This is a genomic window from Wenyingzhuangia sp. 2_MG-2023 (assembly GCF_030548295.1).
Lineage (GTDB): Bacteria > Bacteroidota > Bacteroidia > Flavobacteriales > Flavobacteriaceae > Wenyingzhuangia.
Genome location: NZ_JAUOSB010000001.1, coordinates 158777 through 170801 on the forward strand (window position 1 = coordinate 158777; position 12025 = coordinate 170801).

Here is a 12025-nt window from a genome sequence, read left to right on the forward strand (position 1 = left end):
TTGTTAAAATTGAAGTTGTAAACCTAATTTGTATTGAGCAGACACTGGATATGTTCCTTGATCTATACCTCTCGTACTCAATCCACTATTCCCTACTTCTGGATCAAATCCTGTGTACTTGGTAAATTTTAATGGATTTTGTGCTTGTATGTAAAATCTTAATCTACTCAATCCTAAAGTTTGTAAGACTTGTTTTGGTAATGAATACCCTAAAGCCACATTTCTCAATCTCACAAAGGTACCGTCTTCTAAAAAGTAATCGGATCCACCTCTGTAAGAAGGACTTGTTGAGGTTCCATTATACCATGGAATATCTGAGTTTGTATTTTGTACAGTCCACGAATAAAATAAATCCTTAGCAGTACCAGCCTGATTAGCATATGCTTTTGTACCATTCATAATTTTACCTCCAAAAGAACCGTACCATTGCATTGAAAAATCAAAATTTTTGTAATTCGCACCAAAGTTCATTCCCATCACAAAATCTGGAATACCACTTCCCTTGTATACTTTATCATCTTGATCAATTTTTCCATCACCATTTTGATCTACATATCTTAATTCTCCCATTTGTGCTGATGGATCAATCTTTTTATATGCTGCCAATTCATCAGCCGTTTTGATGACCCCATCAGTTTCACGTAAGAAAAATGATCCAGCCTCATATCCTTCTCTAATAACACTTACCAATTCTTTACTACCTCTACTAGATAAATAACTATTTGCCAAATAAATAACTGGGTTATTTTCTGGTGTTTTAGTCACCCTATTTTTGTTTTTTGAATACGTTAATGAAGCATTCCATTTAAACCCTTTTTTACCAACTTGTCTATATTTAATAGCGTATTCACTACCCACATTTGTCATATTTCCAATGTTCTGTACCGTATAACGATTACCTCCAGAAACACCAGTAGATGGTGGATTTACAACATTAAACAATAAATCCTTTTTTTCACTGCTATAATAATCTGCAGAAATCATTAATTTATTTTTGAAAAAACTAAAATCATACCCTAGGTTACGTTCTATAGACGTTTCCCATTTTAAATTTGCATTGGCATATCCTAATTGAGTAGTACCTATATTTACTGTCTCTGTAGTTGTATTCAAGCTTGTCTGACTACTTCCAAAAACATAATCTTGACCAATCCCTACAACTGATTGATTACTATAAGGACTAAATCTATCATTACCTGTACTACCATAACTAGCCCTAATTTTAAAAGCATTTACAACATGCTCCACAGGCTCCCAAAATTTTTCATCTGACACATTCCAACCAGCAGAAACAGAAGGAAACACCCCCCATCTATTATCTGGTCCAAATTGAGAAGATCCATCTCTCCTTACACTTGCACTAAAAAGATATTTACCATCAAAATTATATTGCACTCTTCCTAAAAAACCGATCAAGGTTTTCACATAATCATTACCTCCTGAATTCACTAAATCTCTTGAAGTATAACCATCAAAAACAGTAATAGAAGAATTTGCATTTCCTACTTTCTGTGCATAAAAAGATTCTCTAGTTGATTTTTGAAGTGAATTTGCCACCATAAAAGTAAAATTGTTTTTACCTATTGACTTTTTATAGTTTATAATCGCTCCAAATGTCAAATTTGAAGTATTGATAGCTGTAGTTTTATTAGATGTTACTTGCCATGGATTTGGAGGAATCAAAGCTCCACTTGAATCATAAATATCAAACCTTGGCACAATTCTAACTTGTTTTTGACTACCATAATTAGCACTTCCTCTAACAGTTACTGTTAAGTCTTTATTTGCCTGATAATCCATTTGAATATTTGCAATCGTTGTCTGTCCTCCGTTATTTTGTGTTGTTTTTAAATTTTGAATAGTTCCTTGAAGATTTTTTAAAATATTGGACACATCTCCTGCATCTCCAGCGTTATCTAAAGAGCTTGAACCTAAATCTACATCTGGCTTGTACGGTGCATATGTGTAAATCTGATTAATCAATCCCCAGTTAGGCAACAATTTTTCATCTTTCTGAAGTGTCAATCCTGTCGTAATTTTCCATTTATCTTTCACAAATTTTGTATTTGCTCTAAGATTGATTCGGTTATAATCAGAATTAATCAAACTACCTTCTTGTCCAAAATAATTTGCATTAAAACTATACGTTAATTCTTTTTTACCTCCAGAAACATTAACAGAATGATTTTGAATAGGTGCTGAATTATTCATTATAAGTCCCTCCAAATTAGTCTGATTTGTCAACCAACTAGCGTTTTGATTTATTGGAGCTGTAATTTGTCCTGGTGCTTTATTTGAATTCAAAGCCCCTCTTAAAACATCTAAATATGTTATTTCTTCCGATGTCATTGTAGGAACTCCATGTGAAACAATTTTCTGAATACCATATTCAGAATTTACACGAATCGTCATTTCTCCTGCTTTACCTTGTTTAGTCGTAATTAAAATAACACCTCCTGCTCCACGTGTTCCGTAAATTGAGGCCGAAGCTGCATCTTTCAATACATCAATGGACTCAATTTCACTAACACTTAGTTGAGGGTTCTGATCATAAGGTACTCCGTCTACCACATATAAAGGACTGTTTTGTCCATCCATAACAGAACTATATCCTCTAATTACAATACTGGATTGATCTCCTGGCTGACCAGAACTAGAAGTAACATTTACCCCTGCAATCTGCCCTTGTAAAGCAGTTGCTACATCAGATGTTGTTGTTTTTTCTAGTACTTCAGCCTCTACCTTAACTACGGCCCCAGTTACTTCTTTCTTTTTCTGAGTACCGTATCCTACTACAATAACCTCATCCAGTTCTGTTGCATCTTCTTCTAAAGATACGTTCATGGTATTGTTTCCATAAACTTTCATTTTTAACGTCTTAAAACCTATAAGACTAAATTCGATTACTTCTCCTTTTTTTGCTTGAATACTATACATCCCATCAAAATCTGTCATACTGGCTTTATTCGTTCCTTTCACAAGAACATTTACACCTAACAACGGCTCGTTGTTCTTATCTGTAACTAATCCGGTTACTCTATTTTTCTGAGCATTACCCGCCAATGTTCCCATCATAAATACAAGAACTGTTGTCATAAGACATCTACTGATAGATTTTCTATTGCTTTTTGAAAGCATTGATTTTAATCCATTATACATTTATATTTCAGTTTTTAGTTGGTTAATAACCTCAAAATTGGCTTTAATCTCTTGATAGAGCAGAACCATATGGGTAAAATAAAGATAGAAATGATTTAAAAATACACAACAATTCAACAAACAAACACCAATAAACCCAATAAAACCAGTGGTTTTTTACATTATACATCAAAAACCATATGTTTAACCCTAATTTCAACATTAAACCTTTGCAAAAAACCTCCGACAACATTTTAAAATGCTACCGGAGGTTTTTTGTATAAATAACTTCTTTTACTAAAAATAGAGGCTTAATTTTCTGCGTGAGTGTCTACAGCTCCACCAATATTATTTTCAACATAACCTTCCATGGTTATTTTATATGAAATACCGTAGTTAGAAGGACATGCTTTTGGTGCCTTTATAACCAATCCTCTTTCATTTCTTTCCCAAACAACTTTTTCATTGCTTCCTAACAATTCTACGTTCATTATTTTAGAGTTCAAAACTCCTAATTGAGTACTTAAAGATTTGATTATAGTTTCATTTTCTGGTACATCCATAACAATTGCATAAAACTCTTTCTCAGATTTTTTGGTAAAACGAATGTCCTTATTGGTATACTCAATTTTAATTTTCTCAACCTTATGCCCACCTTCTGGCAAACGTGTTGGTCCTTCTCCAAAAATAGTCCAAGGTCTTGTTCCGTAGATGGCATCTCCATTTATCTTCAACCATTTCCCCATATCTATCAATAAATTTTGCATCACCTCTGGAATGCTTCCATCAGGATTAGGAGGAACATTTAACAACATACATCCATTTTTAGATACAATATCAGCTAATATATCTACCAATTCATTTGGAGTTTTGAACCTAGCTCCAGGTCTATAAAACCAAGCCCCTGGAGAAGTATCTGTCAACCAAACGTCTTTTTTAGGTTGATTTGGCCTACCTCTTTCATAATCTTTTACTGCAGTATTTTCTGGAAACGTAGATTCTTTATAACACACAACTACATCTTTACCCCACTCTTTTCCTTTATTGTAGTAGTAAGCCAAAAACTTTTGTCTTGTTTTTTCGTCCATGTTTTCTAACCACCAATCAAACCAAACCAAATCTGGCTGATACACGTCAATAAACTCTTTCAATTTATCCCACCATTCTTTGTAAAAACGACTGTCTGGTGTCATAGAATTTAACTCATGAGGATTCGTGTACAAATCATAATCTTTGGCATCTACTCCTCCATATTTATGCGCAGGTGCAAAATATTGCCATGTAAAAGCATGGTGAAAAGATCCCATAAATTTCAAACCTCTGCTTTCTATTTCTTTTTTTAAGCTTGCTGATGGATCTATTCCTCCATAATTCATAGAGTTCCAACGTGTAGATTTTGCATTCCACATAGCAAAATTATCATGATGCATAGCTACAGGACCTGCAAATTTAGCTCCAGAGGCTGCAAACAAATCAGCCCATACTTTTGCATCAAAGCCAGAAGTATCAAAACTTTCTATAAAATTTTTATATCCAAATTCAGCAGGATCTCCAAATTTCTCTACTTGATGTAAGTAATTACTTGTAGGTTTTCCATTTTTTGTTGGTACTTTTTTACCGTCTTCATACATTTTCATTCCATGCCAACCTGCATAAAATTTCTTTGGATTGGTTCCTTCAAACGCTTGAGAAACGGGTCCCCAGTGTGCATAAATTCCAAACTTAGCATCCTGAAACCAATCTGGAGCTTCGTTTACTTTTGCTAAAGACTCCCAATTAGGTTTTACTTTTTTCTGAGCATTTACATTGCTAAAAGTCAATGCGCTAATTGCAGCTATGGTTAAAAAACCCTTATTAATTTTGCTATATAACATATTCTTTTTTTAATCTTGATTTATTATTTCTAAATGTGTTTTCCTGTAGGAGTTTTAGTATCTCTATAATGATTGTATTTGTCGAACAACTCTTTTACTTTCTCTTTATATTTTGGATTATTGACTAAATTTCCGCTTTCTTTTTCTTCAATATTCTCTTTTAGATTAAACAAGGATACTGGAGTTCTTGTCATCCATGTTTTGTCTTTTTTATCAAAATTGACAATCAACTTCCAATCATCTTCTATAATAATTCCTTGTTTACCAGAACCTCCTTGAACAATTAAGAAAGAATGAATATCATCACTTTTAGGATTCTTTAAAACGGGTAATAAATTGTATGAATCTACCGCTTCATTTTTTGCAATTTTAGTTTCTGTAATTGCCGCTAAAGTTGCCATAATATCCAATCCTAAAGCAGGTTTGTTTATGGTATGATTTTTTAATGTATTTGGCCAAGACACAATAAAGGGAACTCTATGTCCTCCTTCGTAAGGTTGATTTTTTGCTCCTCTGTAAATATCACTCACTTTGTGTCCAGATTTTGCTGTGTTCTTATCTACCAACAAACCTCCATTGTCTGATGTAAACACAAAAACCGTATTTTCATAAATCCCTTCTTTTTTCAATTGCTCTATCATCATTCCTATTTGCACATCCAATTCTTTAATCATGTCCATGTGTGTAGAAGGTGTGGTTCCCGCAATTTTAACCCCATTTAATTCCTTAGCAGGTGCATGTGGTTTGTGCACTGCCTGAGAACAGTAATACATAAAAAATGGTTTCTCTTTTTTCGCATTTTCTTTGATGTAATTAACAGCTTTATGAGCCAGTATAGGTCCTATCAAATGCGGATCCCAATTAGAATCTCCCAAACCTTCATCCTTATCCAAATGAATATTGAATTTTTGCATTTTCTGATTGGTAATCACATCAATTTTAGAGTCTTTTTGCAAAGGCATCCAAAGGTTATTTTCATAAACAGCATAAGGTACATCTTGTACTCCAGCAGGTAAAGTAAGACTGTAATCAAAACCATTAAACTGCGGTCCTCCTCCTACAATTTTGGTAATATCTACACCCAACTCCATTGCTTTTCCATGTCTTTCTTGGTAGATTTTGTTTGGATTTCCTTTTTCTCGAAAACTAGTTCCTAAATGCCATTTTCCAAAAAACGCTGTGTTGTAATTTGCTTTTTGCATTAATGTACCTAAGGTTAATTGGTCTGGTGTAAAAGCTGATTTTGCATACGCACTCCAAACTCCCCAAGGTAATGGACTTTGATGACAACTATTTCCTGTCATAATTCCATAACGAGAAGTTGCACACAACGCAGCAGGAGCGTGAGCATTGGTAAAAACAACTCCTTGATTAGCTAACTTATCTATATTTGGTGTTTCTAAAATAATATTGTTAGAATGCATTTTTCTGTAATGCGAAATATCACCCGTTCCTATATCATCTGCTAAGACAACAATTACGTTAGGCTTGGTGTGTTTTTGCGCTTGTAAAGACAGGATCCCCATCAAAAGCACAGCTAGTATAACTCTTCTATTTTTCATTGTTTTGATTAAAAATGTTTTCCTGTATTAATTTTACTATCACGTGTTTGATTGTAGTTTGCAAACAACTTTTTTACTTTTTTCTGATATTTTTTAACCGCTATAAGATTCTTCTGTTCATCTTCTGTCGGATTTAATTTTAAATTGAACAATGCAATAGGCTTTCTTTTTTGATTGGTTTGATCTTTTTTATCTATCTGAATGATTAGTTTCCAATCTCCTTCTATAATAATTGCCTCTCTACCTGTTCCTCCTTGAACCAAAATATTTTGACGAGATGGCTTTTTTTCTACTCCCGTTAAGAGTGGTAATAAGTTGTAAGAATCTAAAGCTTCTGTATTTGGAATTTTATATTCTGCAGCTGCTGCAATAGTTGCTAAAATATCCAACCCAATTACAGGATAAGATACTGTTTGTTTTGCCTTTATATGATTTGGCCAAACAGCAAAAAAAGGCACTCTGTGTCCTCCTTCATAAGGATCATTTTTCTTTCCTCTGTAAATATCACTTGGCTCATGTCCCACATTCCAAGTATCTCCATCTACATGCAAGCCACCGTTGTCTGATGTAAAAATAAACACCGTATTTTCGTAAATCCCTTGTTTTTTCAACTCTTCAACCATCATTCCTACCTGAACATCCAGTTCTTTAATCATGTCCATATGTCTAGATGGGGTGGTTCCTGCTATTTTTACTCCGTTCAATTCCTCCGAGGCCATGTGTGGTGTGTGTACTGCCTGAGAACAGTAATACATAAAAAAAGGTTTGTCAGATTTTGCTTTATCGGCTATAAAATTCACTGCTTTATTTGCTAACAAAGGCCCTATTTCACTTGGGTTCCAATTAGAATCTCCTAAACCTGCTTTTTTTTCTAATTCAGATCCAATTCTCTCCATAAAAACTTCATCAACAAAAGCTATTTCTGAATTCTTTTGCAAAGGGTACCATTTGCTGTTTTCAAATGCTGCGTAGGGCTCATTCTGAATTCCAGAAGGTAATGTAAAAGAATAATCAAAATGATGAGTCGCAGGTCCTCCATCAACTATTTTAGACAAGTCTACATTGATGTTTGATTTTTTTCCTGCTATTTCATAAATCTCATTAGGATTGCTTTTTTTTGCAAAGCTCATTCCCATATGCCATTTTCCTAAAAAGGCCGTATGATAGTTTGCTTTTTTCATCAACCTTCCTAAAGATATTTGTTCTTTGGTAATTTCTGTAGCTGCGTAACCAGACCAAACCCCCCATGGTTTAGGACTTCTATAATTGCTATTTCCTGTCATAATAGAATAACGAGAAGTAGCACATAAAGCTGCCGGAGCATGTGCATTGGTAAATGTAGTTCCCTGATTTGCTAGTTTATCAATATTAGGGGTTTCTAACACTACTTTTCCTTTGTGTAAATTTCTATAATAAGAAATGTCTCCCACTCCAATATCATCTGCCAAAACAACTATTACATTGGGTCGTTTGTTTTCTTGAGCATTTGACAAAACAATTACTCCAATAAAAAATGTAAAAAATACTAATCCTCTTTTCTTCATGTTACTTTTTAATTATTTTCTGTGTATAACTATTTGATTCCTTTTGCACAAACAATACATACAATCCATTTGCTATTTCTGACAAATCTATCTGTCCATTAAAGTTGTTCCCGTTCATTATTAACTCTCCCTGTATGTTGTAAATTTTAACCCAATCTCCTTTTCTTAGTTCTTGAATATTGACAACATCGTAGGTTGGGTTTGGAGACACAGAAAGTCCATTCACCATAATTTCTTCAATATATTCACCTTGACATTGCAAACCTGTATGTACCGCAAGTTTGTTTACTCCTGCTTGTAATTGCAACGCTATTGAATTCTCCGAAGTTGTAATTTTCTGATCGTTTAATTGAATGGTATATTTTTCACTTCCAGTCAAATTCAAATGCATTGTTTTTTGATCAACGTTAGAAATCACAGACAAACTTTCTGGTTTCGTAATATTTAAAACATAACACAACTGTTCTTTATTTTTGGGAGTGATACACAAATTGTAAGTACCCGATGCTAAATCCTCAAAAGCTCCCTTATTTGTAAATACTTTTGTTTCATTATAAATTTTGTCATTTGTTAAAACAGCCGTGTACTCCATTTCTTTTTGAGCAGTAATTTCTACCTTTCCATTCTTACTATTTGGACAAGTTTCTGAAGAACTTTTAATTTTCAAATTGTCCATTGACAAAACAACCCCTCCTGAATTTTGCTCTTTAGCCATGTACCAACCACTTCCACGAGTTGATGCATAATATTTTCCTGGCTGTGTATAATCTATTGCAATGTCATTCACTCTGTCTGATTGCCCGTTTCCTTTGTTGAACTTTACCCAAGTTGTACCACCGTCTTTGGATAAATAAGTCCCTGAATTTCTTAAATTTACTTTGGTGTTTGGTAACGTAGAAATCATAATTACATTGGTGTCATATCTTGCTACTTCAACTCTATTTACCCAAGGGTAATCAAATTTTTGAGTCCAACTGACCATACCATCTGTACTTACCCACAAGCCACCAGCATTGGTAGCAACATTTTTATAACCCGTAGTAATGTATGCATTTCCTGTCACATCAAAATGAATATCATTTACCCCAGAATCTCCAGAAAGTGAAGTTGTAGAAGCAACTTCTGCCCAAGTATTCCCTTTGTCAGTTGATTTATACAAACCTCCATCATTATCTATAACCGCTGCATAAAGTGTGTTTGTATTGTTGGGGTCAAAAGCAATTCTAGCCACATCTAACGAACTTGGCAATCCTGTATTTACTTCTTCCCAATCAACTCCTCCATTTGTAGACCTATGCACTCCCCAACTTTGAGCACTGTCTCCAACCCACTCTAAATCTAGTGATGATTTGGGTACACAGAAATACATATTATCTGGATTGTTTTTATCGATCAACAAATTTAATTGATGTACTGCTTGGTCACCACTTCCTGCAGGTGCTGGGTCCCAGGGTTCTGGAATTGGAGTACCAACTGCTGCCCAATTGACACCAGCATCAGTAGTTTTGTACAACTTACCTCTTCCTGCTTGCCTAAAAAATGTGGCAAACCAAGTATTTTTATCTGTAGGATGCACCGCAACCGAACTTACAGAATGTTCTTGTTTTACACCATTATTGTTATAGACTAGTTGCATTACTGAAGCTCCTTGTGCTCCAGCTCTTACGCTTTCTCCTTCATCATTGGTTATCCATAAACTATTTTCTCCCGAGGGACAAAACACTTTCCCTGGCCATAAAGAAGATTGATACAATCCATGACCTGGTACATTGCTATTACCAGCTCCTACCCAACCTTCTAAATCAGATCCAGACTCAACAGCTTCCTCATCATCAATATCTACCCAAGTATCTCCTTTGTCATAAGAAACAAAACCAATCTTTGCCATTTGTGTAAACAACACAGAACCGTCCGAACTAAATTTCACAAAATTGGATCCTTTGCGCTCATAATCATCTCTGTTTAACCAATCGTTCTTATATTTAAACGAAACATTTGTTCCTAAGGGATTTCCTCTTCCTACCCAAAAAGCATCGTCTTTTCCATTGTTCCAATTAGTTCCATTTCTTAGAGTAATGTACCAATTAGCACCACCATCTTTACTTCTCCATATTTGACCTGGTTTAAAATTATTGTCTGATGCATTGGAATAATTATTGATCAAATAGATGTTATCTGGATCTTGTGGATCTACACTTATCAAATTGAATCGCTGTGTAATTGCTGTTGGCAACGTTGAATAAGTTGATACCGCCTCGTCTCTACTACTCAACCCAAAATAAAACTCAATGGTATTGTAATAAGAGTCTTCAATTCCTTGATTTCCTTTAAAATAAGTCATATCTAAAACCAAATTATTGGTAATATTCACCCAATTTTCTCCTTTGTCTGTACTTTTAAAAATTCCTCCTTTGTCGTTGGTTACTTTGGTACCATCAGCTTTCCAAGTAATATTATTGATAACGTACAAAACTACATCATCTCCTGTCAAAGCATTGTTGTGATACATTACAAAAGAACGAATCACATCATGATTCATTCCGTTTTGTTTTAGTTCCCAATTGGCTCCTCCATCAGTACTTTTATAAAATCCATAATTGGTACCTGCATACACAATGTTAGAATCAACAGGATCTACAAGAATAGTTTCCACCTCTGCATTGCTATTCAACCCAGAATTTACCAATGCCCAATTATTTCCTGCATTGGTGGTTTTCCAAATTTTACCTTGACTATTAGTATCTGTATGACTTCCGTGAGGTTGTGATTGTGGAAAATCAACCCTTCCATAATCTCTCATTCTACCCGCACCTACATACCACACATCATCATTACTAGGATCTACAGCTACACAAGCCAAATATGAATTACCTCCTTGTGATTGAATACTATTTACTCTTGTCCATGTTTTTCCTTTGTCTGAGGTTTGAAATAAATCTCCTTTTAGCTTACCTGTTGTAAAACCAAAATTGGCATTGTTTCTAGAATAATCCATAGAATACGTTTCAATAGGGCCTCTTTCCCCGCTTCTGTACGAAGCAGCATCTTCATTTAAAATGGTTTCAAACGTGAAACCTTTATCTAGAGATCTGTATGAATTTCCCATATTGGGAGAAGAGTAGCTTACGTTTGCATCTGTAGGGTGTACAAAAAAAGAAGTATTATTACCACTCATTCCAGGCCCAAATTGTACCCACGGAATGGTATCCACAGAGACCACGTCTTTCGTTTTTAAATCGTCAAAAAAGCTAGATAAATCTTCAGACTCTGTAATGGTAACATCATCCATATAGATTTCACCTGCTCCAGAAGAATTTGGTCTTAACGAAAAAAGTACGTATCCATTGTTTGTGTTTGTATCTGGGATAAAATCAACAGAATATTCAGCCCAATTGGCACTGCTTAGATTAAAATTAAAATGACCTATTTTATTTCCATCTCCATCAAAAACTTTGATATTGGTTTCATTGTTTTCCAATGGTTGGATTGCTTTGTAATAAAAAGAAATTTTATATGTTTTTCCTACTTTCCAATTCTTGTTTTTTGGTGTCCAAAGGTTTCCTTTTTGAGAAGCATTATCAAACTGAATTTGAAATCCATTGCCTCCATTTCTTTTAGAAATTGTATTAATTTCAAACTTTGGCATTCCCGACCCACTGGTAGCAGCATCCCAATCAACATTTAAATCATTTTCAAAACCGCTCAAAAAAACGTGAGTCTGTGCAATACTCACAAAAGGTAAAAAACAAATTAGTAAAGTAGCGATGACAACTTTCATTTTTGATAAGTTTAGTTTTCTAATTATTTTCAACCACAACCTATTACAAAATAGTAGTTGTACGAAAAGCTAAATAAGTAAATAAGGCAGCGAATGAACATATCATATGTAAAATATTAGAATACATAT

5 protein-coding genes are annotated in these 12025 nt (G+C 34.3%); all 5 read right to left on the bottom strand.

Annotated features, from left to right (window positions below):
* Window positions 1–3 precede the first annotated feature (3 nt).
* The 5 genes from Q4548_RS00585 to Q4548_RS00605 all read right to left on the bottom strand — a co-directional run bounded on the left by Q4548_RS00585 (window position 4) and on the right by Q4548_RS00605 (window position 11896).
* On the bottom strand, window positions 4–3096 hold the full coding sequence (locus tag Q4548_RS00585) for a TonB-dependent receptor (RefSeq protein WP_303450164.1): 3093 nt from the start codon (window positions 3094–3096) through the stop codon (window positions 4–6).
* A gap of 353 nt (window positions 3097–3449) precedes the next feature.
* Window positions 3450–5012 carry an alpha-L-fucosidase gene (locus Q4548_RS00590; protein WP_303450166.1) on the bottom strand — a complete coding sequence of 521 codons (1563 nt, stop codon included), beginning with the start codon at window positions 5010–5012 and terminating at the stop codon, window positions 3450–3452.
* A 29-nt stretch (window positions 5013–5041) separates the two neighbouring features.
* Window positions 5042–6574 (bottom strand): arylsulfatase, encoded by a 1533-nt coding sequence (locus tag Q4548_RS00595; protein WP_303450171.1) that lies wholly within the window; start codon window positions 6572–6574, stop codon window positions 5042–5044.
* A gap of 8 nt (window positions 6575–6582) precedes the next feature.
* Window positions 6583–8118 (bottom strand): arylsulfatase, encoded by a 1536-nt coding sequence (locus tag Q4548_RS00600; RefSeq protein WP_303450173.1) that lies wholly within the window; start codon window positions 8116–8118, stop codon window positions 6583–6585.
* 1 nt (window position 8119) lies between these two features.
* Entirely contained in the window at window positions 8120–11896 is a 3777-nt protein-coding gene (locus Q4548_RS00605) for a T9SS type A sorting domain-containing protein (protein ID WP_303450175.1), read from the bottom strand.
* Window positions 11897–12025 lie beyond the last annotated feature (129 nt).

What these genes read in the sequence shown, in the direction of transcription:
- Q4548_RS00590 (WP_303450166.1), bottom strand. Translation starts at nt 5,012, where the DNA reads ATGTTATATAGCAAAATTAATAAGGGTTTTTTAACCATAGCTGCAATT.
- Q4548_RS00600 (WP_303450173.1), bottom strand. Translation starts at nt 8,118, where the DNA reads ATGAAGAAAAGAGGATTAGTATTTTTTACATTTTTTATTGGAGTAATT.
- Q4548_RS00605 (WP_303450175.1), bottom strand. Translation starts at nt 11,896, where the DNA reads ATGAAAGTTGTCATCGCTACTTTACTAATTTGTTTTTTACCTTTTGTG.
- Q4548_RS00585 (WP_303450164.1), bottom strand. Translation starts at nt 3,096, where the DNA reads ATGACAACAGTTCTTGTATTTATGATGGGAACATTGGCGGGTAATGCT.
- Q4548_RS00595 (WP_303450171.1), bottom strand. Translation starts at nt 6,574, where the DNA reads ATGAAAAATAGAAGAGTTATACTAGCTGTGCTTTTGATGGGGATCCTG.